Raw genomic sequence first — 24,694 nt, 5'->3', positions numbered from 1 at the left:
AAGGGCATCCTTTTTCTTTACAATACATTCATAACCACTTAAACCAATGGAGTGATTCGGATGAACGTGCTGGAGATACGCAATTTAACGAAGAAGTTCGACGATTTCGTCGCGGTAGATAATATGTCCCTTAGCGTAAGCGAAGGCGAGATTTTCGGATTCCTGGGAGCCAACGGCGCCGGCAAGAGCACGACGATCAGCATGGTCGCTTCGTTGCTCCGGACGACCAAGGGCGAGATTCTCCTGCTGGGCAAAAATATCGCAAGTCACGGCAAGTTCGCCAAGTCCAACATCGGAATCGTGCCGCAGGACATCGCGATCTACGAGAACATGACCGCCTACGAGAACGTAAGCTTCTTCGCGGGACTGTACGGCCTGAGAGGCGCTCTACTTAAGGAACGGACGATCGAAGCGCTTGAGTTCGTCGGGCTTAGCGACAAGGGCAAAGCTTACCCGTCCACTTTCTCCGGAGGCATGAAAAGGCGCTTGAACATCGCCTGCGCGATCGCGCACCGTCCGAAGCTGATCATCATGGACGAACCGACCGTAGGCATAGACCCGCAATCGCGCAATTACATCTTGAACTCGGTCAGAAAGCTGAACGAGATGGGCTGCACGATCATATACACGAGTCATTACATGGAAGAAGTCGAAGAAATCTGCACGCGCATCGCCATCGTCGATCACGGCAAGATTATCGCGGAAGGCACGAAAGAGCAGCTCAAGGCGATCATAACGGACGCGAAGGACATCTGGATCGGCGTGAAGAGCGAACGGCCTTCGGCCATCGATAATCTCAAACAAATTCCCGGCGTCATCTCCGTCAGACTGGAAGACAATGTCGTGAAGATCGCTTCCAAAGGCGAGATCAACAACTTAAACCAAATCGTTCAACAGTTGATCAAGGACCAAATCGAAATTCGCTCCGTCGAAGAACAGGCTCCGAATTTGGAGACGGTGTTCCTCACTTTGACCGGCCGAAATCTCAGGGATTAAAGGAGGAGAACGCCATGAACATTCTGATTATCGCGCTTAAGGAAATCAAGACGACCCTCCGTGACAAAAGAACCTTTACCTTCATGCTCCTCTTCCCTATCATCCTTATGCTCATTCTCGGTACGGCCCTCTCCAACGCTTTCTCCAGCACGACGCCCGTGGGAGACCTTAAGCTTTTGTACAAAAGCGACATTGCCGACAAGCAGCTGACGCAGTTCTGGCAAAGCTTCTCGCAAGCGATCGAAAAGGAAGGCATTGTCTCCGTGCCGATCGAGAAAGGCGTCGACGGCAAACAAGAAATTAGCGCAAACCATTATGCCGCCTACGCCGAGGTCGGCGATCAAGGCATCGCTTACTACGGCAGCAGCAAGAAGACGATCGAAAGCAATATCCTGCAGGGCATGCTCACCGCGTTCGCCGACAAATACAATCTGGCCGCGGCAGCCATGGCGACGGATCCTTCCCTGGCGGAAGGCATCATCCGGGACGCGAACGACTCCGCCGCGAAATACGTGAAGGAAACGTCTTTGATCGCGGATAAACAGCCGGGCTCCATCGATTATTACGCGATGGCGATGACGACGATGATCGCTCTCTATGCGTCCATCTCCGGCACTTTGCTGTTCTGGGTCGAGAAAAAGCGCAACACCATCGTCCGCATGATCGCTTCGCCGGTAAGCAAAGGAGAGATTTTCGCGGGCAAGGTCATCGGATGTACCGTTATCAACATCTTGCTCGTATTCGCCGTCATGTTGGTCAGCAAATTCGTCTTTCAAGCCGATTGGGGCAATCATCTCGGCATCGTGCTCGTCGTTCTCGTAACGGAAGTCATGCTGGCCGTCAGCTTGGGCCTTGTCCTCAGCTATTGGAAAGGCGATTCCGCCCGCTCCATCGTCATGATCTTCACGCAGATTTCTTCGTTCATCGGCGGCGCTTACTTCCCGCTCGGAAATTCGGGAGAGTCGTTCATGGGCTTCATCTCCGACCTGTCGCCGCTCCGCTGGGCGAATCAAGCGTTAACGAAAATCATCTATAACGGCGACCTTGGCGCCGCGTGGCCGGCCATCGGACTGAATGTGGGCATCGCCGCCGCTTGCCTCTTCATCGCCGTCGTATCCATGCGCAAAAAGGAGGCTTTCTAATTATGCTGAAGGACATGGCTTGGTTAATTCGCAAAACGTTAACGAATACTTTCCGCAATAAGAGAAGCTGGATCGTCTACTTCGGATTACCGATCTGCGGCATCGTGCTCTCCATGCTGCTCTATGGCAACGCGAGCAACGGAACGCTGCGGATAGGCATCGCTAACCACGACGGGGATCAGACGCTCTCCCAAGACGCGATCCGGTTCGTGCAAAGCTTGAACAATGTCAAAGTAACGATGACGGACGACGAGCAGGCGCTAAGAAGCGATATCGCCGCCGGCAAGCTCGATAGCGGGCTCGTCATCGGCGAAGGCTTCTCCGACGCGCTGAAGAACGGCAACCCCGATCCGGAGCAATTGACGCTCGTCTCCGTCAAGGGCGCCCAAGTCACCGCGTACGTCAAAGCGCTCCTTCAAGGTTACGTCGGCAACGTCGCCGCGATCGGCAAGCAAACCCATGGCGACTCCGCGGCTTTCGACGCGATCTATGCCGCTTACGCGAAGAAGCCGTTCCAATTCCATACGGAAGCGGTAAAGGATACTTCCAACAAGAAAGACATGACCTACCAATCGATCGGTTATCTCATTACGTTTATGCTGTTCTCCGCGGCAAACCTGACCGAGCTAATCTTGAAGGAAAAGGAAAACCGTACGTTCCTGCGCCTGATGTCTTCTCCAATATCGGCGAGATCCTACGTGCTCTCTAACGTAGCCGTTAACATCCTTATTCTGCTCATGCAGATCGTCGTTGCGTTATTCGTCATGAAGACGGTGTTGAAAGTCGATTCCGGCATCCCGTTCGCTCAGATGCTTTCTCTCCTCTTGCTGTTCGGGCTGGCCGCCATCGGCTTGTCGCTGCTCATCGTCGCTTTCGCCAGAAGCAGCTCCAGCGCCAGCGCGCTGCAGAATCTGATCCTTACGCCGACTTGCCTGCTGTCCGGCTGTTTCTTCCCGGCCAATATTATGCCGGAGTCCGTCAACAAAATCGCGAGCTTCCTCCCGCAGCATTGGTTGCTCGACTCGTTGCAGAAGCTCCAGAACGGGGAAGGCCTCGGAAGCTTGGGCTTAAACGTCGGCATCCTGTTCGCTTTCGCCGCCGCCTTCTCGTTAATCGCGATCTACCGTTTCGCCCGCAATAACGATACGAAGTCGTTCGTATAGACTTCCCGCATACTAACGCAAAGCACACGAAACCCACCTGCGGCAATCAACCGCCAGGTGGGTTTCGGCATTGCGGGGCGAGCGCCAGATAATTCTGTTACCCCCCTATATTGTCAGCTCCTCGCCGAACTCCGTACGGTAAGCAGCTGCGAAAGTCGCAAAGTGCTTGCGGGCTTTGTCCGCGAATCCTCTCCGTTCATAGACTTCGAACAGCAATCTGTTCATCCGCTCATCGAGCGGTTCAATAACCAAGTAGGCAAGAAGCCTGCTCTCGGCCTGTTCCCACTCGCCCATCGTAAAGTGACGCGACACGAGGCCGCGCGCTGCCGTCTCGTGTTGTCTGCCGTATACTTCCGCGAGCGAAGCTTTCCAGCTATAATCCTTAGTCTCCAACAGTTTGCCTTGATAAGCCGAGCAGATGTCCTCTTCCAAGGAATGTCCAGCCATCCCCGCATCCGACGACGCCGACCGTTGGAACGCCGTCAAATCATAAGCCAATCCTCCCGTATCGAGAGAATACCCGTCCTGCGTCTTATGGACGTCCATCTCGATTCCTTGCTCTTTCAGCACTTTTTTCAGCCGGTATACCGTATTATACAGATTGTTCATCGCCCGCTCTTCGTCCAACTCCGGCCAGATGGCGTCCGCAAGACGCCACTTGCCGATCTCCCGGTCCGGGTGGCAGAGCAAATAGGCGAACAATTCCTCCGTCTTGCGCGTTGGCCAACGGACGAGTTTTCCCTTCGCGTTCCTCGCTTCGAAAGCGCCGAAGCAACGAATTGAGGTTCCGCGCTCCCTGCGCTCGACCGAAACTTCCGGCTCCGCGGGCTGCAGTTCGTCCAAACGCGCCGTTACTCTCGCGATCGCCGCGGGCGTTACCGGCTTCAGGACATAATCGACGGCGTTCACGTCGAACGCGTCGAGCGCGTAATGGCGATAAGCGGTCGAGAATACGATTCTCGTTCGCGGAGACGTTTCGACGATCTTGCGAGCGAGTTCCAAGCCGCTCAGCTTCGGCATCTCGATATCGAGAAACGCGACGTCGGGAACGAGCGTACCGACCGCTTCCAGCGCTTCGAGCGGATTCGCGTACGTTCCCGCTACCGAATATCTCCCGTTCATCCCGATTACGTGAGTCATCAACCGGAGAACGGGTTTCTCGTCGTCCACGATTATAGCTTTGTAAAGCTTCATTCCAGTTCCTCCTTTCCGTTCCTACGCTCTTCGTTCAGTCCGAAAATCGGCAAGTACATCGTCACCTTCGTGCCCCGTCCGACGTCCGAGTCGATCTGCAAGCTCGCGCCAGGCACCGCTGCCAACCGCTTACGGATATTCGCGATGCCGATGCTTCCCTCGAGTCCGTCCCCGTTCGCCAACCGGTACGCTAAGTCGTCCGGAATGCCGATGCCGTCGTCCTCGACGGTCACTTTCAAATACCGGTCTCCCTCGTCGATTCGCAGCGACACGGTCCCGTTTTCCTTCTCGAACAAGCCATGTCTGATCGCATTCTCGACGAACGGCTGGATGCAAAGAGATGGAATCCGTTCATGGATAACAGCATCGTCGACCTCAAGCCGAAATTCGAAGCTATCCTCGAACCTCGCCTTCTCGATCTCGACGTAAGCCTCGACCAATTCCAATTCCTGATGCAACGGCACATAGGACGTATCCCTGTCCATATCCAGAATGTGCCTAAGATATTGGCTCAGCATCGTCAGCAAGTATGCGGCTCTCTCTCCGTCGGTGTAACAGAAAGAAATGACGCCGCTAAGCGCGTTATATAGAAAATGAGGCTTAATCTGCGCCTGATGGAATGCTTGCTCGTTACGGATCGCTTCCTTGAGCGCGGATTTCATCGCCAGAAGCGTATGGATTCGAGCAAGGAGCGTCTCCCCTTCGAATGGCTTCGTCACGTAATCGTTCGCGCCTGCCCCGAAACCCAGCGCGATGTCGTAAGGGGAATCCTTCACCGTGGCGAACAGTATCGGCAAATCCAATATCGACCGCCTTCTTCTAATCGAGCGGCATAGCTCGATGCCGGATTCGGCCGGCATCATCACGTCCAGGACGACCAGATCGATCTCCGGATGCCGAACGAGCTTCTCCGCGGCTTCGCGGGAGGAGAATGCCGTCACGACGTTGTAATCATGCCGCTTTAAGATGCTTAGCAACGCGTGAATATTGGAGGCCTCGTCGTCGACGATCAGCACCGTTGCCCCCGGGCGGCCTAGTACGTCCGAGAACGCATCCTCGCGATTCTGGGCAGCCGGCACCTCGAGCGAAGCGGCCGATTCCCGCTCGGAACTCGGGAGTTCCGAAGAAGGCAAGACGAGCGCCATGCGCGTGCCCCTTCCGAGCTCCGACCATTCGACGGCCAAGCTTCCACTCATCCGTTCGGCTAGCATTCTGCTGATATACAAGCCGACTCCCATGCCTGCATGCCGGCCTCTGCCAGACGGTAACTCGAGCTGTTCGAAGTAGCCGAACACCTTCTCCCGATCGGCCTGAGGGATGCCGACTCCCGTATCTTCGACGACGATACGCTCGAACTCTCCTTCCGATATCGAGTAAATCCGAATCGTGCCTCTCTCCGTATGCTTGATCGCGTTCTGCACGAGATTATAAAGCACCTGCAACAGCCTGTTTTCGTCCGCTTCGACGCCGACGCCTTCGTCGACCCGGTTGTCCAACGTAATATTTTTGCCGCCAAGCTCGAAGCGAAGAACGTCGCAAACAATCTGAGTCGTAACCCTAACGTCGACAGCCGTCGTCTCCAGACGCAATTCGTCATGCTTGAGACGCGTTACGTCTACCAAGTCGCGAACGATCATAGATAGCTTAATCGAAGTATCGCGAATGAGACCGAGCTGCTTGCGGTGACGGTCCGACGGAGGAGCCTCCCCGTCGGCGAGCACGTCCGCCGATAAATTCAAAATCCCGTGGAGCGGCGTCTGCAGCTCGTGGGACGTCATCGTTAGAAATTCGTCCTTCCTCCGGTTGGACGCAGCGAGTTGGCGTGCCAGTTGCTCGGTTTCTTTTAATGCGCGACCGAATCTTAACGCCAGCATGATATTCGTCAAGACGATGAAGCAGACGAGCGCACCCTTCGAGATCAGGTCGTCGGACACGATGCTTTCCGAATACAAGGTACCGTCCACGAGAAAGACGAGGAGAGACAAGCTACCCCCGATGAACAACGCCAGCTCTCTTCGCCCGTTCGGTTTTTTCAGCTCGCTAATGAACAACATAAGCAGCCGGAATAAAATAAACAGCATTAAGACGCTCGCATACACGAACAAGTACCCTTTCACCTCGACCAGTGCCGAGTATGGAACGACCGACAATCCGGCCATGTACAGAAAATACGGAGCCAGCAATACCGCAAGCGTCTTTCCCTTAAGGATCCGCGTGTCGATCGAAGCGTAGAACAAGAAGATCAGCGCCATGGAGGATATTTGCGCGAGCTCCAACAGCTTGTACGCCATTTCGAATGGGATTCCCGGCCAGACCCGGAGCGCGATTTTCTCCCCGTAGAACAATTGAACAAGGACTAACGCGAATAAATACAGCCCTCCGAACAAATACGTCTTTTCCCTTTTGCGGATAAAATTGAAGCTGAGCTGATACGCGCCGAACATTCCCAGAACGAAGACGGATGCGATATCGGTGCCGAGTTGAATGCCGCTCTTGAACGCGATGTCCTCCGGAAGCCCGAATTGAATCGCGCTGACGACGCCTCCGGTCACGAACTCGAAGTTGGCGATCTGAAGCACGACGTCGATGGCCTTACCGTCCGTTTGGAAGAAAGCGCTATACGGCGTATTTCCCGGCTCGTGGGCGGACGGCTCCGCTGCCGGATTGCCGCTTGAACCGATCAACGCGCCATTGACGTATAAGCGGTGGGACATGCGGATGCTATGGATTTTCAGTCCGTACATGCCCTCCGCTTCGGGCAGCAGAACTTTCAAATGGTAAGTTCCGAACCCTTTGCGGGGAATTCCGGCATTTTCATTGTTGCCCTTCCATGTGCCGGGTACATTCGAATAGACCGGAGCCGGCATGTCGGGATTAATAGAATCGCCCGGTTCGAGCAACTTTCCCCCATAAAATTCCCATTCGCCATTCAAATGGGCCAAGCCCTGCTCCTTGAAGTTCCAACCGGATAGGTCGAGCACGCCCGATTTTGCTTTCGGCGAATCCGCGGGAGGCCGAGACAGATGAAATATTCCTATAAACAACGCGAGCGCGAGCGCCGAGAATCCGACGATGCCGAACGCGTTACGCATTCCCAACACTTTCAAGCGTATCTCTCCTCCGTACAAGCCGATCTTCATTCTTTTTTCATTGTACGACATTCCTCTCTCATAAATCTCTCAAAAGTCCCGGCCCGACTATCCGTCGTCCGCGCAAATAAAAACGCACCTCCGGAAACATTGCCCGGAGATGCGTTCGCAATCGATGATATTTCGTTGTTCTTGATCTTAATTTAAGCCAACAAGTCCTTCAAAGCCTGCGGCGAGTTATCCCACCACTCCGAATTGTGCTCGATCAGCAGCTTGCTTAACGCCGCCTTCTCTACCGGTCCGATATTGTCCAGCATATACTTGCGCTTAATCGAAGCGTCGAGGCGGTTCACATGATCGGGAAGGATTTTCCAACCTTTCCTCGCTTCCGTGTCAATCAGCATCTCGCAAGAAGTTGCCCCCGCGTAATACGATCCCGTTTCGTTGCGGTCGACGGCCACCCAGACGATCCATGCGGAACGTCCGTTCGGAACGAGCGACTTGTCCGGCGAGAACTTAATGCCCTTCTCGATCTTGCTCTTCGCATGCATCGCGCCTACGTCGATGTAGGCTTCGCCTTCGTCGATGATTACGCAAGCGACTTGGCTCAGGTCGATCGAACCCGCTCCGAATCCTCTATGTTCCTTATTGCTGACAACGTTCAGGGATAACTTCTTTTTCTCGACCGGTTTGTCCTGATTATCCATGTTCAACCTCCGTATGTCCTTAGATATGAAAAAAACCGGCCCGGGCCCCTCGAAATCAAGGCCTTACCCGCTTCTTAATGCTTGAATTTATAGGAGAACGTATGTTCTAGGTGTTTTAGGCAATCCTGTACTCAACATCATAACAAACCGGAAAACATAAGTCTATTGTTTTTTCTCGAAATGCGTCAAAATAAGTAAAGTCATTATTCATCGCACGTTTGCGCTAGGAGGCTCTAATCAGTATGGATCAACAGACCCCGCAATACCGGGAAGAAAATCGCAGGCTTCAAGATACGTTCGAGGAGATCGATCGGCAACGCTCCGACATCGGCCCCGTCTACCGGGGGCAGGATTTCACCGAGCAGCTGCTGGAGGAAAAAAGGGAAGAAAGCCGCCAACGGCTGGCGTTGCTTAACAATGACCCTTATTTCGGACGGCTAGACTTCCGAGAAGACGGCAAGACGGAGCCCCAACCGCTGTACATCGGCAAAAGAGGCATGGACCTTAAGAAGACGGGCGAACCGTACGTCATCGATTGGAGGGCGCCCGTCGCCAGCCTCTTTTATTCCTTCACCGGCGGGGAAGCGCCCGTGGAATACGAAGCGCCCGAAGGGATCATAGGCGGCGACGTTCACCTCAAGCGCAACTTATCCATTCGCGACCGCGAGCTTCAGAGAGTCGTGGACAGCTACGAGCGCGGAGGCGACAACATCGGTCTCAACGACGAATTCCTCCTCTACAAGCTGGGCGACAAAAAAGATAACCGGCTTCGCGATATCGTATCCACGATCCAAGCCGAGCAGGATCAGATCATTCGCGCTCCGAGGTATAAGGCGTTGATTATCCAAGGGGCCGCAGGCTCGGGGAAAACGACGGTCGCGCTGCACCGGCTGGCTTTTCTCCTCTATCAATACCAACAGCAGATCAAAGCGGAGCGGATGGTTATTTTCGCGCCGAATACGATGTTCCTCGATTATATCTCGGGCGTTCTGCCGGAGCTCGGGGTAGGCAACGTCAAGCAAACGACGTTCGCGGAATGGGCGACGGACCGGCTGAACGCCAACGTCCGGCTCGCGCCGGGAACGACGGAAGGCAATGTCTGGTTCTCGCTCGAGGGCAAGCGTCCTGCGATCAACGACGAGACGCCGGGCCGGTTCAAAGGCTCTCTTGCGTTCAAGGCATGGATCGACGATCGGTTGACCGAGCTGGAATCGCAATTTCTCGGGGAACAGATGCAGCCTTTCGAAGCTTGGGATGGCCGCGCGTTGTCCGTCGAGGTCATCCGCGAATGGTTCGAGGTCGAATATCGGCATTATTCGCTGGCTTCCCGCCGCGATCGGTTAACCGCAAGGATTAACCGTTGGCTGGAGATGCAATTGAACACGATCGGGGACCCCAAAATCCGCAAAGACAAGAGCAAGACCGGTAAGCAGCGGCTTCGGGCGTATACGAACAAATTGCCTAAGGCGGATGCCCTCGAGTTCTATAAGAGCTTGTTCGCTCCCCCTTCCTCCGGCTCGGACGCAACGCCGATTCCAGGGAAGATCGTTAAAGAGACGCAAGCCTATTTGAAAAAGGGGTACGTCCAGCCCGAAGACTTGCCCGCGCTCGTCTGGATCCATTATCGGTTCAACGGAGCCGAGAACTTGATCTTCGACCATGTCGTCGTGGACGAGGCGCAGGACGTCTCCCCCTTCCAGATCGCGCTGCTGAATGCTTTCATGAACGAGCCGTCGTTCACGATTCTCGGCGATTTGGCCCAGGGCATTCACGCTTATCGCGGCGTCCAGCGATGGGAGGAGCTTTCCGCCGTATTCGACGACGAGCACAATTCCTACCACGTCCTCCAGCAGAGCTATCGCTCCACGCTGGAGATCATCGAATTCGCCAACCGGATCTTGTCCCATACCGACACGGGCCTTCCGCCCGCCGTACCGGTGTTCCGAAGCGGAGATCCCGTAGACATCGTCCGACTGGACAATCAAGAGGAGCGCCTCCCTTTCATCCGGACCTTCCTTGAGGACAACCGGGAACGCGGCATGCGGACGATCGCGATTATTGGCCGAACGGACGAAGCCTGCATCAGGTTGCATGAGGAGCTGCAAGCGGGGGGCATCGACGCGAACCTGATTTCCGAGGGACAAACGCAATACCGCGGCGGCGTGACGATCGTTCCGGTCTACTTGGCTAAAGGACTCGAGTTCGACGCCGTCCTCGTGGCCGACGCGGGCGAACGGCAATACGCGTTGAATCCACAAGACGCAAAGCTACTATATGTTGGTTGTACGCGCGCGCTTCACCGGTTAACGCTCTATTCGTACGGCAACGTGACTCCACTGATTTCCTGAACGCCTAACCCCCAAAGCCGCATTCTTGCGGTTTGGGGGTTTTTTCGCGACCTCGATGTATACTTTTCCTTCGCCGCTCACCGCCCCTTTTCTTCTCCCTCAGACAGCTTACCTGCATAAAGTACAGGCAATCTTGCCGATTGAACAAGAGTAGGGGATGCCACCTGCATTTACTACAGGTTATTTGGCGAGTTCAGCCGTCTTTTACTGAAAATTCATAGAAACGACTGCAGTAAATACATCTTGCAAACAAGAAATTAGCCATATCGCCGAAAGTGCCTGTACCAAATACAGGACGCCTCTCCGAAAAAGACCAACTCCCCCCAACTAACTTCTCCGCAATAAACCTATCTCATGGAAGATATAATCCGCGGACAACCCACATATATATCTCGTAGATGCTTGTCAACGGGAGGGTTATCCGTATGCCTAAGCGCCGTTCGCTGCGAATGTTACTTTTCGTCGCTGCCGCTGCTGTACTAGTAATATCCTTTAAATTCGGATTTGCCGACGCTTGGGTGGACCAATATGCGTTGCCGGCCGCCGCGGTATCGGACGAGGTCCTGCCGGTCGCCTCGTCGGCCGCGACGCCACCGAAAGCCGATCCGGTGCCCGACGTTCCCCAGCAGTCCGAGGCCGTCGTGCTTAGCAATCGCATAACGGAATACCACATCGCCGTCACTTTGGACGAGAAGAACGGGAAGCTGCTCGGCGAACAAACCGTCACGTGGAAAAACCCCGGGCGCAAAGCCGTCGGCGAGCTTTATTTGCACCTGTATCCGAACGCTTTCTCCCCCGGCAGTACGTTCTTGAAGGAATCCAGCGGCCAGCTTCGCGGGGACAAAATGAAGCCGGGAAGCGTCGGCAGCATGAGCATCACGACCCTGACGACTGACCAAGGCGAAACGCTCCTGCCGCGTCTGCACTTCGTCCAGCCTGACGACGGCAACAAGAACGATCGCACCTTGGTAACTTTCCGGCTTCCCGAACCGGTCAAGCCCGGCATGTCCGTGACGCTCCGCATGGGCTTTACGGTTACGCTGCCGGACGTCTTCGCCCGAATGGGCAAAGCCGATGATTTCGTCATGGCGGGACAATGGTTTCCGAAGGTTGCGGTATACGAGACGGCGGGCACGCGAGGACGGGCAACCGAAGGTTGGAACTTGCACCAGTATCATGGCAATTCGGAATTTTATTCGGACTTCGGCATCTACAGCGTTCGGATCGACGTTCCCGAATCTTACACGATCGCCGCGACGGGCTTTCAGACCAAATCCCCGGCTCTGGCGGGCGGGCGCAAGAGCTACCAATTTTATGCCGACGACGTCCATGATTTCGCTTGGTCCGCTTCGCCGAACTTCGAATACGTTGAGGACTCCTTCTCTTCTGCCGGAATACCCGGCGTTCGCATCAAACTCTACATAGACCCGCTACACAAGGAATTGAAGGACCGTTACATGCATGCCGCGAAATCCGCGCTCGCCAAACTTGGACAATGGTACGGAGAATATCCTTATTCCACGCTGTCGATCATCGTTCCGCCGGCTAACGCCAATGGGGCGGGCGGCATGGAGTACCCGACGCTCGTCACCGCCGCTGCAGCCAAGGACGACAATCCCGGATACGAGCTGGAGCGCACGCTCCTGCACGAGATCGCTCATCAATATTGGTACGGCCTCGTTGCCTCCAACGAATTCGAAGAAGCTTGGCTTGATGAAGGCTTCACCTCTTACACCGAAGACAAGCTCATGTCCAGCATCTACGGCGTGCTTCCGAATTTGCCGGTCGAAGCGAGCTATATGACGGCTCCGGAGCCGCTCGATCAAGTCTCATGGCGGTTTAGTTCCTCCAACGGCTATGCCGAGAACGTCTACCTGCGGGCCAAGTTGGTGTTATCCGCCCTTGAACGCCAGGTCGGGGATAAGACGATGAGCAAGATCCTGCGAACTTATTTTCAGAAATACGAGTTTAAGCACCCCTCCTCCGCCGATTTCCAGAAGGTCGTGGAGAGCATCACGAAGACGAAGTGGAACGACTTCTTCCGGTCTTACGTGCAAAATGGGGAAATGGCGGACTTCGCGGTCGACTCTATCCAAACGCAGAAGACGACGGACGGCTACGAAAGCATCGTGTTGCTGAAGCGATACGGCGGAAGCCCTCAGCCGGTGTCGATTTGGGTCCAATTCCAAGACGGTAAATCGGTCAGCAAAAGATGGGACGGAGTCCAGGATCATATCCAGCTTCAGCTTCGATCTTCGACTCCTTTGACCTACGCGGCCATCGATCCGGGCAATAACGTCGTGCTGGATAATCGAAGGTATAACAACTATCTCCAAGCCGAGGTGCCGAAAGAAACGCGTACGCGCTTCGCGACAGGAATAACGCAAATCATTGAAGGACTGTTCGGAACAATGGTGTGGTGAGGTGGTGAGAAGATGCGCGGATTGTTAAAAAAGGGATGGGACATGGCCGTCCGGCATAAATATGTAGTGGTTCTCCTTTTTCTGTACCGCTTGCTGTGGGGATTTTTCCTCTACCGGTTCGTCGATTCGGTCGTCACGCCGATCCTGGCGAGATATCCCGCAGCGCACCCGAACTCGGACGCGGCCCATCTGTTCCTCGTCGAAGCCCAGTTCCGCCTTCTCAAGACCGATATGGTCAACGAGACGCTTTGGCTGCTTGGCGGATTGCTTCTGATGCGGATGGCGCTGACCCCCCTGATCAATGCCGGCGTTTTTTACTCCTTCTACCATGCGACGGAAGACGAGGGGACGCGGGTATTGTCGGGCATGAAAAGAGTTTGGAAACCGGTAACCCTGCTTTACTGGTTAGAGAATGGACTGGCGTTACTGCCCGCCGCATGGTTGTTGCCGCTTGCCAGAGACCGCTTCTATTCGGAGCCCTCTCTGACCTCCTGGTTTCAGGGATTGTTGCCCTATGCGCTGGCATGGCTGGCATTCGGATTCCTGCTGCACCTGGTATTTCAATTCATGCAGTTCGGAGCCGCTTCCCGGGAGGGAATCTTCAAAGGTCTCGGTTTGGCGTTGGGCCGGGCACTCCCGCTTCTAGGAATTACGTTCATCCTGCTCGGCGTCGGTCTGGCGGTATCCGCCACGGCTTGGGCCGTCTCCATGCTCTGGTCAGGCTTTCTCGCCGTTATGCTGCATCAAGCTTTCTACTTCGTCCGCTCGCTCCTGACGCTGTGGACTTCCGCTTCGCAGTATCAGGTTTGGTGCGGTACGGAGCGTTAAGCTTCGCGTCCCGCTTTCGACAATATCCAACAGGGACATTCCCCGGTTTGCGCCTTTTCGAGGGCGTAACCGGGGTTTGGCGTTATTATCGGCGGCCTAAATCGGGACGAAAGGAGGGTACGAATCCCTAGTTTTGCACTCTAGATTAAGGAATTCTAATTTAGAAGATGCAGGAAATTCGTCACGATAACCGAATATGTAATCTTAGGAAAATCATAAACTGCCGAGTCCTCTCGAAATGAGGAACGGGGGAACCATTCTTTACGGGTGAATTGGCTTTCGCTTCACAGGAGCCATAGGGGAACCTTCTACCGAACCCTCCAGCTAACCTCGTAGGCATTGGAAGGAGTCACCGGTTTTGCGCAAGCTTTCTGTCATTCTTATCGCTTTATGCTTTGCTCTGGCTTTTCAGGTGGGAAGCGCGTTCGCGGATTCCAAGCTGGAAGAGACGGTTAAGCCGCTTCTGGGCATTAACTACAAGTCCGGCGGTTCGACGACTAACGGGTTCGATTGCTCCGGGTTCACGCAGTATGTGTTCAAGAAGCTCGGAATCAGCCTGAATCGTTCGTCGAGAGACCAAGCCATTCAAGGCAAAAAAGTGTCCCGCGACAACCTTCGTCCGGGAGACCTCGTGTTCTTTAACACGAACGGCAAAAGCATCTCGCACGTAGGCATCTACGTCGGCGACGGCAAATTCGTTCATTCCCCTTCCACGGGCAAGAGCGTCTCGTTCGCCAACATGGATGATAAATATTACGCGCAACGCTTTGTCACCGCTCGCCGGGTAATGGACGCGGATACTTACCAAGAAATCGCGACCGATCCGTCGGATGCTCCAGAATCGGATAACGCTCCAGCGGATGACTCCGCGGAATAATTCGATCGAAGGATTAGACAAAAGCCGCCTTCCCTTAGGAAGGCGGCTTTTGTTATGTCCGGGAGTTGCTAGGGGGAAGATGCGTTATACAAGGCGTCACGATTACCTCTTAGTCTCCGGCGGCTGCCGCTCCTTCACCTGCTCGACTTCTTGGACCGTAACTTCATGGACGCTGTACTTCGCCTTCTCGTATAGCTCGGTAAGCGTCGCTCGAACGGTAACCAACCATTTCCAATAGCCCGTCCGGCTATCTTTGTCGGCGGCAGGACGGCTGAATTGCCAACGCTCCAACTGCTCCAGCGTCTCGGCGGGAGTATGATTCGCTTGGAAGGAATAGCCCTCGCTTATGCCGGCCAGTACCGCCTCCTCATAGAGGCGCCTCACCTTCTCGGAGCCGCTAAGCCGCTCCCAATCCGGCCCTTTGCTTCGTCTCCGGAACAAAGCATCGAACACTCCCGGCCCCCGTTTCCGCTCCTTCGCCAACGTTCTTCTTTCCTCGACGAAAGGCAGCCGCTCCTCCTTCTTCTCCCGCTTGAACCAATTCCGGAGCGCATGAAGGAGCCCTTTCCATGTCCAAGTCCGATCATTCCATATCAGTCTCGCGAACCAGACCGCGCCGAATGCGGCAGCGACGATCACGACCCAGGTAACGATGTCCCATAGAACGGAAGGCTTGCCGTCTTTTTTCGCGAATTCCATCCATCCCTGATTGGCCGCGCCCGGATCGGGCGGCTGCAAAAACCGGTCCGGATCGATCCAACTGCTGTCCGGGTTCACGATATGCTTTGGCGTTAACAGCCGCTGGCCATAACTCGCGGTTAACGCGATCGCGAGAATGCCCGTCGCCAGGAAAATCAGCATGTATTTTCGGTTGGCCCGCCTTACCGGATTCGTAACGATGCGGTCCCCATGATCCGCGAGTCCCGCTTGTTCGATCAGGCTCCTGTTAAGCGAGACGAACCACGCGATCATCCACGCGATGCCCATAAGTATGAACGGCCACCGATAATCTGCCCAAGCCTCATTCTGGGATGTCAGCATTAGCGCAGCACAGCTGATCCCGAACGCAAGCCCGTAATGCGGATATCTCAGCGTAGAATATCTGCCCCTCCACATCAGGACGCCCATCCAGATCATGACGGGCATCGCTTGCGGATCCTTGATGACGCAGAACGCCAGAAGCGCGACGAACACGACGATCATGATCATGCGTCGCCACATCGCGGGAATCGCGTATAGCAGCAACCCGAAGGCGAAGAAAGCCATAGCGGAGAGCAGCATGCCTATTTTGCCTAAGGACCCCTTATTCGCGGCCAACATCAGCCCTATCGGGAGCCAGATGAGCGCCTCCGTCACGATGCGGGCTAACTTTCGGGTGAGCGTGGAGGAAGCCGATTGGATTGCCGGTTGAGTCGTATCCGCTTGTTGAACTTGTTGCGCCATCAAACGTTCGCCCCCTTGCCCAACTTAAGCAATTCCACCGTATTTCCTTGCCCGCGCAGTCTGCGGACGAGCATTTCCTGCTTCGGGTCGAGGTAAGCCGTAACGAGCAACGCATTCATGCCCCGCTGCCGCTCGGCGACCAACTGCTCCAACAAGAACGATAGACCCAGCGTCGTGACGGGCTGGAAGCCGGCCATCGCCTCCAACAGCATGTCCATATGCGCCGCTCCGCTCTTAGCGGGAGCCCGGAATACGGAGCCCTCGTGGCCATCCGTCACGCCATTATAGATAAACCCCGCTCTGCCCCCGCCGCTAATGACGTATTGGGCGGCCGACGCCGCATAACTCAAGGCTTTCTCGAATTCCTCGGGCGATATCCTTACGTTGTGGGCGGAGTCGAGGAGCTCCGCGTTCAGAATAATCGTCAGATCGTTGTCTTGCATGCTCTCCCGTTGATGGACGAGAAGCTCTCCGGTCTTGGCCGTCGCGTTCCAGTTCACCATGCGGAACGAATCGCCATGGCGATAAGGTCGAATTCCCGCGACGAAATAATGATCTTCTCTGATCGGACTCACCCTGCTTCGAACGCTCTGCAAATATTTGCGCGCTTCCAGAGGAAACTCGCTAAGCTGCTTCAACCTCGGATAGACGATCAACTCGTTATCTGCGGATTGCTGAACAGACTTGCCCGTTAAGCCGACAAGATCTCCGAACGTTAACGTGTAACTCGTAATTCGGTATTTGCCGCGGTACGGCAAGACGATCTCGTGCTTGCGCACGATCTCGGTATAAGAAGGCACGCTGAACAGACTCGCGTGGTTCTGCAACCGATCGCCGCTATGAATCGACATATCGGCTTCCCGATGCTTAAACACGAGCTGCGCGGGCAGCAACGATTCCACCCGCAACCACGGGAGCGGCAGACGCTTGCGATTCGCGAGCGTCTCTTGCATCCATATCGTCTGGCCCGCGAACAGCCTCGAGGCGCTGAACGTTCGGACGTAAGTGACCGACTTCAGCCCCGCAAAGCGATACACGGTCCTCTGCAGGGCGTACAGCGCGGTCATGAGCAGAATAACCCAGACAAGAACGGCCATAACCTACCTCGTCTCCAGCGCGGCTTCGGTCGGGACCGGAATTCCCGCGATCAAAGTATCGAGCAGCTCGTCCGCCCCGTTCGTCTCGCCCCGGAACGTGTCCTTCAGAATGATCCGATGAGCGAGAACCGGTTTAACCAGCGCCTTCACGTCATCCGGCACGACGAAATCCCGCCCGTGAAGCAAAGCCCTTGCCTGGGCGGCCTTCAGCAATTGGAGGCTCCCCCTCGGGCTTACCCCGAAAGAGATTTCGGGATGCAGTCGCGTCGCCGATACGATCGAGATCAAGTAACGATAGACATCGCCGCTGACGAATACCGTCGGAACAAGAGCCTGAAGCTCGATCACTTCTTCGCGGCCGAGCACGGGGTTCAGCTCCTCCAACGGATTGCTCTGCGTAAACCTCCGCAAGATCGCCTGCTCTTCAACTTCCGTCGGATAGCCCATCGACACGCACATCATGAACCGATCCAGTTGCGCTTCGGGCAACGGGAACGTTCCGTGGTTGTCGATCGGGTTCTGCGTGGCTATGACCATAAAGGGGGCTTCGAGCGGATACGTTACCCCGTCGATCGTTACTTGCCGTTCCTCCATGCACTCAAGCAAGCTGGATTGCGTACGCGGAGTGGCGCGGTTCAGCTCGTCCGCAAGCAGGATGTTCGCGAATACCGGCCCTTGGCGCAGCTCGAATCGTCCTGCTTGTTGGTTATAGAAATTGATTCCGGTCACGTCGGAAGGAAGCAAGTCCGCGGTGAATTGGATGCGGTTCATCCGGCAAGCCAAAGATTTCGCGAGCGACTTGGCGAGAAGCGTCTTTCCCGTCCCGGGCACGTCTTCAAGAATGAGATGCCCTCCGGACAGCAACCCGATGAGCAGATGCTCCAGTACTTGCTCTTTGCCAATGACCACGGAGCTAATGTTATTCGTTATCGCCTTAAGCTTCTGCTCGAGAATCCCTTTTTCCACGCAAAAACACCCTCCTCCGTTTTCTACATTTTAACAATGTCGGAGAAGGGCGTGAATAGCTATTTCTATGCTTTATATAAACGATGAACGTTTTACGCCATGGCTTGAACCCTTTGCCGCTCGATAGGCTCCTGTACGTTAGCCGCAACCAGACTTGGGGACGCTTCGCTCTCCTGATCCTCCACCAGCCCGTAAGGCAGGCAGAGAGGCGCTCCCGTGCGCGGATCCGGAATGATATCGGCGTCGATGTTGAACACGTCCCGTAACATGTCGCAGGTCATGACGGTTTCCGGGTGCCCCTCATAGAGAACCGTTCCCGCTTTCAGCGCCACAAGATGCTGCGCGTAACGAGCCGCATGGTTCAGATCGTGCACGACCATGATGATCGTACGCTTCTGCTCTTTGTTGAGCTTCTCCAGCAGGTTCATGACTTCCATCTGGTGAGCCATGTCGAGGAACGTCGTCGGCTCGTCGAGCAACAGGACTTCCGTGCCTTGCGCCAAGGCCATCGCGATCCATGCTCGTTGACGTTGGCCGCCGGACAAATGATCTACGGCCCGATCTCCGAACGCGGACATGCCGGTAGCCTGAATCGCCCAGTCGATCATACGATTGTCTTCGGAGGTCAGGTTGCCGAAGCCCTTCTGGTGGGGATACCGGCCGAAAGCTACGAGCTCCCGAACCGTGAGTCCTTCCGGAGCAGACGGATTCTGCGGCAATATCGCCAATTGCTTCGCTACTTCCTTCGTAGGAAGACGGTGGATCAGCTTGCCATCTAAATAAACTCCGCCTTGAGCCGGAGCTAGTATACGCGCCAAAGACTTCAGAATCGTCGATTTGCCTGACCCGTTCGCTCCCACTAGCGCGGTAATCAAACCGTCGGGAACTTGCAGGTTTAACTCCCGCACGATATTCCGGTTGCCATATGCGAGGGATAACTGATTGGTGTTTAACCGTGACATCGTCGCATCGCCCTCCATTGAAAACTATTCTCATTTAAACCTTCGATTTGAATGATAATCGTTCTCAATTCTATTGTCAATGGCATCGGGTAATTTTCTCATTAATTTCAATGGATCGTCACTTCTTCGACGTGGAGCACGAAAAAACCCCGGCAAGCGCCGAGGCGAATGGGAATTCCTGCTTAGTCGAATAAGTCTCCGAAAACGTCCATGACGCTTTTTTTCTTTTTCTTATACGGCGGGTACGAGGAGCGGTTATGTTCCGAATGCGACTGCGACTGATGGGCAGGGTAAGATTGCTGCGGTTTCCGAGGCTCTTGTACCCTCGGCGAATCGCCGTAATACCACTCGTTGTAATCCTGGCGAACCTCGCTAACGTCTTGCATCAGCTTGTCCAATTCACCCCGGTCGAGCCATACGCCTTTGCAGGTTGGACAGATGTCGATGAGGATGCCGTTTTTCTCTACTTCCTTCATGCGCGAACCTTCGCATACCGGACAATTCATTTCCTTCCTCCTCCTTAAACGGTTTGCCCTCTATACTACGGAGAGCTTCAACGGAGGTTTCCGGGAATTTGCCGCGCAGTTCTAGAGGCTACACCTAACCCCGCCGTGCCTTTTTGCAGCTTAAGTTGTAAGAACGCCCGTAACCGCGGCCGAAGCTTACGATTTTTCTTAACATCGAGGAATCCGCCAGCTTGGCGAAAGGACAGGGATCCGGCCGCGTATTCACTTCCAATATCCAAGTCCGATGCTTGCGATCGACCGCGATATCGAGCCCGAACTCCCGCATTCGGGGATAAGAGCGGGCGAAGCGATGCGCCGTCGCGCGAGCCAATCCGTTGAACTCCCGCAGCAGGCGAACACTCGATTCATGTCCCGTCAGTCCGCGCAGTAATATCGACGCTTCGAATATGCTTCCTCCTTGGCTACCGTTCGTTACCGCTTTCCTAGGATGCGCCACCCGGGCAGCCGTGCCGGTCACTTGCCATCCGACCTTCTTCCCTTTCTGGATCATCACTCGGAAGTCCACCGGTCTCCTCCGATAATGCAAAACGCGAATGCCTCTCTGCGCTAAATAAGAAACGCCTGCCGTCCTTCCGGCCAACCAACGGTACATCTGCCGGTATGATCCGAAAGAAAAGCGTTTAATCCCATCTCGAACGACCCACCTCCCCGCCTCCCGTTCGACGCGCATGACGCCGACTCCGCAGGAGCCGGATTCCGGTTTCACGTACGCCAATCCGAACGATCCGAGAAGTCTCCGCAGCGACGCTTCTGTCATTCTAAGCGTGGTCGGGATATGAGCGTCCAAGTAAGCCGATCCGGTTAGCACTTTCGTTTTGGTCCATTTGCTGGAGACTGCCGTCGAATGGTTCATCTGCCTCTTCCTCCTTCGATCGCCTAGCGAGCGATGCCGTTATACAAGATATGGTTTTTCATGCGAGAAGGAAGGGCTGATGCCCATGCATGCCGAAGAACCTGTGCGCCTGCCGCACATATACATGATTAACGCCTTTATCGGAAGCGGAGGAAACCCATCTTGGAAGATCGCCGATTCGCCGCCAAAATCGAACAAGTGCTCGAACGGTTTCCCTGGTACGGCCTTTTGCTCGGCGACCGAAGGACGGATCAAACCCTACCGCCTCAGCCCCCGCTGATGACGAGCGACGTGCTCGAACGATTTTATTACGGGATGGCTCAACCCTTCGCCGGTTTAAGCAACGTCACCTGTTATCGAACGTCCGGCACGAGCTCCCGCCACCGCAAAACCATTTATTACTCCGAGGAGGACGAACAAAGGTATATCCGTATCAAAACCGAGCTGTTCAGCCGCACCCTTGCGCCGACCGGCGCCCGCACGGCCTTGTCCGATATGGGAACAGGTCATGCCGCGAGCACGGCTTTGGACATTTTCGGTCAAATCGGCCTTGAAGCGGAATCGATTTCTTTCCGGAGGCCGATCTCGGAGCATCTTGACCGGTTGAAGACGCTTCGCCCTCACGTCCTCTATACGATGCCCTCCATCCTCGACCATCTGCTGTTCGCGTCCGAAGAGGATCCAGCCTCTTACGGCATTCGCCATGTCGTGCTCGTCGGCGAGATTGCTTCCCCCGCTTGGATTCATAGCGTTGCCGAACGTCTGAAGCTCGCACCGCGCGACATTACCGACACCTACGGCTCGATAGAGATCGGCACGATCGCTTATTACTCCCATGAGCACGGCCGTTACCTCTTCGCCGATGGCATCGACGCGGAGGGCATTCCGGCGGATGAGTTGGCTAGCGATATGGCTCCGTTGCAGGAAACGGACTCCGTGCTCGTTCTTACTTCTTACGCCAGGGAGCTTTTTCCCGCGCTCAGGTACGTCACTTACGATATCGTGAGAGATTTGCGGCCGATTCTCGTCGACGGGCATTGGAGACAGAGCTTTCAGGCGATCGTCGGGCGTGTCGGAACGGAGCTCAAGCATGGGGAGAAAATCAGCGTCTACGACATCGAAGAAGTCGTCTATCGCCATCTGAAGGAAGCGCATATCCGCATTCGCGCCGTCGACAACAAGCTTGAAGTCCACGTAGATAGCGAGGAACGGCGTCCGGAAGTGTTCAAACGGATCGAGCGCGAGCTGGCGGATCGCATTCCGGAGATCGGAGTAATGATTCGGGGCGGAATGCTGGACGCGCTGAGGGTCATTCCCGCCAAGGTAACTTACGACGGCTCGGTGCTGAAGCACAAAAAGATTTTCCGCGACGGGGAGGCGACATGAGATGCGCGAGGACAGGCGCGAGGAGCTTCTGAACGAACGGGATATTCTGAACGGTATCGGCAGCACGATCGGCAACACGCCGTTAGTTCCCTTGCGGCGACTATTCGCGGATGCGTCCTTCGAGGTGCATGCCAAGCTCGAGATGATGAATCCCGGCGGAAGCTCCAAGGATCGGCCTGCCCTCCGCATTCTTCGCGAAGCGATTCGGACCGGAGACGTCCGTCAAGGGACGACCGTCATCGAATCGAGCTCCGGCAATATGGCCATCAGCTTGGCGCAGCTCTGCAGAATTCTCGGGTTGAGATTCATCTGCGTCGTCGATCCCCGTACGACGGATACCCACCTGCGACTCATCCGATGTCTGGGCGGGGAGATCGAAAGGGTCGAGCAGCCGGATTCCGCGAGCGGCGATTATTTGCCCGCCCGCATCAGACGCGTTCAGCAGCTGCGCAAGAGCATCCGGAATAGCTATTGGACGAATCAATACGGCAATCCGAACAACTACTTGGCGCACTATGAAGGCACGATGTCGGAAATCTTGAGCGCGCTGCCGCGACTGGATTACTTGTTCTGCGGAGTCAGCTCGTGCGGCACGCTTCGGGGCTGCGCGGAGAAGCTCAAGGATAGCGGAAATCCCACTCGCATCATCGCGGTAGATGCGGTCGGGAGCGTCATCTTCGGCGGGAATAGGGGGAACCGACGCTTCCCGGGGTTGGGCGCGGCGATCGCGCCTTCCCTTAGCCGGCCCGAGCTGGTCGACCGGGTCGTCTACGTATCCGAGCGCGACTGCGTAGCGGGATGCATGGATCTCGTTCGGAGCGAAGCGATTCTGGCGGGCGCTTCATCGGGAGGCATCGTGTCCGCGATCAGAAGCTTGTCTGACGAGATTCCGCCGGGCGCCATATGCGCGGCGATCTTGCCCGACCGGGGAGAACGATATCTCGATACCGTCTTCGACGAGGATTGGGTGCGACGGCATGCTTTATTTGAATGACGGGCATATTCGCGAGATCGGAATCGAATGGCCTTTGCTCATCGACCGAATCGAGTCGACGCTGCGGATTATGGGCACCGAAGCCGTCTCGCAGCCTCTGAAGCCTTACTTGCGTTACGGGAACCCGGCGAACCGGATCATCGCGATGCCCGCGTACGTCGGGGGAGACGCGGACATCAGCGGCATTAAATGGATCGCCAGCTTCCCCGGCAACCTTGCGCGGGGCAAACCCCGGGCGCACAGCGCGATCGTGTTGAACGATCCCGCGGACGGCGTCCCCGTTGCGATCATTAACGGCGGACTGCTGAGCGAGCTGCGGACCGCGGCGGTCAGCGCGATCATGCTTCGCGAATACATGAAGCTGAAGAGACGGAGCGGGTATCGCGTAGGCGTAATCGGGTGGGGACCGATCGGCCGCAGTCAGATCGGCATGCTGATGGCGCAGCACGGTGCCGAAGTGGATGACATCCGGCTATTCGACCTTAGAGGCATCGAGCCGCAGTCGGCGCGGGATCCTTCCTTGCAAGCCAAAGCCGTCATCGTGCCGACTTGGCAAGAAGCTTACTGGGATCGCGATATCGTCTTCACGTGCACTTCCTCGGCCGAGCGTTATATCGACGAACCTCCCCAAGCCGGAGCGTTGCTCATGAATATCTCGCTTCGGGAGTATACGGCGGAGAGCTCGAGCGGGATCGGTACGGTCGTCGTGGACGATTGGCGGGAAGTATGCCGGGAAAATACCGACATCGAGTTGCTTCATCTGCAAGCGGGATTAACCGAGAAAGATACGACGACGTTACGCGAGGTCGCGTTCGGAGGGGCGCTGCGGACCGTGCCCGCTTCCGAGCCGATTTTCTTCAACCCCATGGGAATGGCCGCCTTCGATCTGGCACTGGCGGCTTATTATTGGCGGGAGGCGATGCGTCGAAGCATCGGCGTTACGTTGGAGGATTAAGGCGGACTTGATTGGCCGATCATTAAGCTTGCTCTCCCTCATTTCGGTTTGAGCTCCCGGTTTGTTACACTGGTAGGGAGCGACCAATGTTAAGGAGGAGTCAATATGATCGTTGCCATCAATACGATTAAAATCAAGTCCGGCCATGTAGGAGAAATCGCCGAACGCTTCAAGAACCCGAAGGGCGTGCAGCATGCGCCCGGTTTCGTTCGCATGGAACTGTTGACGGAAGCCGGCGAAGAGCATGACGAGCTCAAAGTTTGCACGACGTGGGAGAGCCGGGAAGCTTTCGACGGTTGGGTAAACAGCGACGCTTTTAAGCAGGCTCATGCCCATTCCCGCCCCAAACCGGAAGGCGCCGCTCCCGAAGGGCAACCGAGCCACGGCGGCCATGGCGGCGGCGCACACGGCGAGCAACCGAAGCCGGGCTCGGGCATCATGCTGGGCGCTAAGCTTAGCGTGCACGAGGTCGCGTTCTCTTATCCGGAAGCGGAGTAAGAAGTAAGAAGGCTACTCGCAAAATCAAACCTCATTTCGCAAAAAAACCTGCAAATACGCAGCTTTATTTCGAAGAATGGCTTCAGTAAGTCTAAAAACCTGCAAATAGGCAGTTTTTTTATGAGTTCTGGCTCGTTAATGACCAAACGACTCAGAAAAACTGCATACTTGCAGGTTTATGGCTGGCACTGGACTATCCTGAGAAAAATACTGCACTTTCGCAGGTTTTTTCATACTACGAAAGAC

At 55.5% G+C, this 24,694-nt stretch carries 20 protein-coding genes and 1 riboswitch; of the genes, 11 read left to right on the top strand and 9 right to left on the bottom strand.

Features of this window, described 5'->3' with window-relative positions; all coding sequences use genetic code 11:
• The first annotated feature begins 60 nt into the window (after positions 1-60).
• From D7Z26_RS22895 to D7Z26_RS22885, 3 genes are read left to right on the top strand one after another with little or no spacing between them, the layout of a single operon-like run.
• Positions 61-996: an ABC transporter ATP-binding protein gene (locus tag D7Z26_RS22895; RefSeq protein ID WP_120979335.1), complete on the top strand. Its 936-nt coding sequence runs from the start codon at positions 61-63 to the stop codon at positions 994-996.
• A 14-nt stretch (positions 997-1,010) separates the two neighbouring features.
• Entirely contained in the window at positions 1,011-2,138 is a 1,128-nt protein-coding gene (locus D7Z26_RS22890; protein WP_120979334.1) for an ABC transporter permease, read from the top strand.
• Positions 2,139-2,140: 2 nt separating this feature from the next.
• Positions 2,141-3,301: an ABC transporter permease gene (locus tag D7Z26_RS22885; RefSeq protein ID WP_325050468.1), complete on the top strand. Its 1,161-nt coding sequence runs from the start codon at positions 2,141-2,143 to the stop codon at positions 3,299-3,301.
• Between the two features lie 105 nt (positions 3,302-3,406).
• On the opposite strand, the gene D7Z26_RS22880 is transcribed toward D7Z26_RS22885, so the two are convergent.
• The 3 genes from D7Z26_RS22880 to D7Z26_RS22870 form a co-directional block, all read right to left on the bottom strand.
• On the bottom strand, positions 3,407-4,495 hold the full coding sequence (locus D7Z26_RS22880; protein ID WP_120979333.1) for a response regulator: 1,089 nt from the start codon (positions 4,493-4,495) through the stop codon (positions 3,407-3,409).
• Entirely contained in the window at positions 4,492-7,596 is a 3,105-nt protein-coding gene (locus D7Z26_RS22875; RefSeq protein ID WP_233567145.1) for a hybrid sensor histidine kinase/response regulator, read from the bottom strand. The genes D7Z26_RS22880 and D7Z26_RS22875 overlap by 4 nt, the downstream gene beginning before the upstream one ends.
• Before the next feature lie 191 nt (positions 7,597-7,787).
• Positions 7,788-8,291 (bottom strand): YwhD family protein, encoded by a 504-nt coding sequence (locus tag D7Z26_RS22870; RefSeq protein WP_120979332.1) that lies wholly within the window; start codon positions 8,289-8,291, stop codon positions 7,788-7,790.
• Between the two features lie 242 nt (positions 8,292-8,533).
• Between D7Z26_RS22870 and D7Z26_RS22865 the strand changes: the two genes are divergently transcribed.
• The 4 genes from D7Z26_RS22865 (at position 8,534) to D7Z26_RS22850 (ending at position 14,767) form a co-directional block, all read left to right on the top strand.
• Positions 8,534-10,639, top strand: a complete 2,106-nt coding sequence (locus tag D7Z26_RS22865; protein ID WP_120979331.1) for a HelD family protein — start codon at positions 8,534-8,536, stop codon at positions 10,637-10,639.
• A 425-nt stretch (positions 10,640-11,064) separates the two neighbouring features.
• Positions 11,065-13,062, top strand: a complete 1,998-nt coding sequence (locus D7Z26_RS22860; protein ID WP_120979330.1) for a M1 family metallopeptidase — start codon at positions 11,065-11,067, stop codon at positions 13,060-13,062.
• Positions 13,063-13,074: 12 nt separating this feature from the next.
• Positions 13,075-13,890, top strand: coding sequence for a hypothetical protein (locus D7Z26_RS22855; protein WP_120979329.1), 816 nt, complete (start codon positions 13,075-13,077; stop codon positions 13,888-13,890).
• A gap of 211 nt (positions 13,891-14,101) precedes the next feature.
• Positions 14,102-14,244: riboswitch (cyclic di-AMP (ydaO/yuaA leader) on the top strand.
• Between the two features lie 4 nt (positions 14,245-14,248).
• Positions 14,249-14,767, top strand: coding sequence for a C40 family peptidase (locus tag D7Z26_RS22850; RefSeq protein ID WP_120979328.1), 519 nt, complete (start codon positions 14,249-14,251; stop codon positions 14,765-14,767).
• Between the two features lie 102 nt (positions 14,768-14,869).
• Here the strand turns inward: D7Z26_RS22850 and D7Z26_RS22845 are convergent, their stop codons facing one another.
• The 6 genes from D7Z26_RS22845 to D7Z26_RS22820 all read right to left on the bottom strand — a co-directional run bounded on the left by D7Z26_RS22845 (position 14,870) and on the right by D7Z26_RS22820 (position 20,615).
• Entirely contained in the window at positions 14,870-16,210 is a 1,341-nt protein-coding gene (locus tag D7Z26_RS22845; protein WP_120979327.1) for a carbon starvation CstA family protein, read from the bottom strand.
• Positions 16,210-17,307, bottom strand: coding sequence for a DUF58 domain-containing protein (locus tag D7Z26_RS22840; RefSeq protein WP_120979326.1), 1,098 nt, complete (start codon positions 17,305-17,307; stop codon positions 16,210-16,212). Before D7Z26_RS22840 ends, D7Z26_RS22845 begins: the two co-directional genes overlap by 1 nt.
• A 3-nt stretch (positions 17,308-17,310) precedes the next feature.
• A complete protein-coding gene (locus D7Z26_RS22835) occupies positions 17,311-18,273 on the bottom strand; it encodes an AAA family ATPase (protein WP_120979325.1) in 963 nt (320 codons plus the stop codon).
• A 92-nt stretch (positions 18,274-18,365) separates the two neighbouring features.
• Positions 18,366-19,235, bottom strand: coding sequence for an ABC transporter ATP-binding protein (locus D7Z26_RS22830; RefSeq protein WP_120979381.1), 870 nt, complete (start codon positions 19,233-19,235; stop codon positions 18,366-18,368).
• A 182-nt stretch (positions 19,236-19,417) separates the two neighbouring features.
• The gene (locus tag D7Z26_RS22825) at positions 19,418-19,741 is read right to left on the bottom strand and encodes a TFIIB-type zinc ribbon-containing protein (RefSeq protein WP_120979324.1); all 324 of its coding nucleotides are present in this window, start codon (positions 19,739-19,741) and stop codon (positions 19,418-19,420) included.
• A 94-nt stretch (positions 19,742-19,835) separates the two neighbouring features.
• On the bottom strand, positions 19,836-20,615 hold the full coding sequence (locus D7Z26_RS22820; RefSeq protein ID WP_120979323.1) for a YheC/YheD family protein: 780 nt from the start codon (positions 20,613-20,615) through the stop codon (positions 19,836-19,838).
• 162 nt (positions 20,616-20,777) lie between these two features.
• Between D7Z26_RS22820 and D7Z26_RS22815 the strand changes: the two genes are divergently transcribed.
• The 4 genes from D7Z26_RS22815 (at position 20,778) to D7Z26_RS22800 (ending at position 24,448) form a co-directional block, all read left to right on the top strand.
• On the top strand, positions 20,778-22,001 hold the full coding sequence (locus D7Z26_RS22815; RefSeq protein WP_233567134.1) for a phenylacetate--CoA ligase family protein: 1,224 nt from the start codon (positions 20,778-20,780) through the stop codon (positions 21,999-22,001).
• Between the two features lies 1 nt (position 22,002).
• Positions 22,003-22,995, top strand: coding sequence for a 2,3-diaminopropionate biosynthesis protein SbnA (gene sbnA, locus D7Z26_RS22810; RefSeq protein ID WP_120979322.1), 993 nt, complete (start codon positions 22,003-22,005; stop codon positions 22,993-22,995).
• On the top strand, positions 22,979-23,950 hold the full coding sequence (locus D7Z26_RS22805) for a 2,3-diaminopropionate biosynthesis protein SbnB (protein WP_120979321.1): 972 nt from the start codon (positions 22,979-22,981) through the stop codon (positions 23,948-23,950). The genes sbnA and D7Z26_RS22805 overlap by 17 nt, the downstream gene beginning before the upstream one ends.
• 105 nt (positions 23,951-24,055) lie before the next feature.
• Positions 24,056-24,448 carry an antibiotic biosynthesis monooxygenase gene (locus D7Z26_RS22800; RefSeq protein WP_120979320.1) on the top strand — a complete coding sequence of 131 codons (393 nt, stop codon included), beginning with the start codon at positions 24,056-24,058 and terminating at the stop codon, positions 24,446-24,448.
• Positions 24,449-24,694: the final 246 nt, after the last annotated feature.

The organism is Cohnella endophytica, from assembly GCF_003628305.1.
GTDB lineage: Bacteria > Bacillota > Bacilli > Paenibacillales > Paenibacillaceae > Cohnella > Cohnella endophytica.
This window is presented reverse-complemented; position numbering and strand designations above follow the sequence as displayed.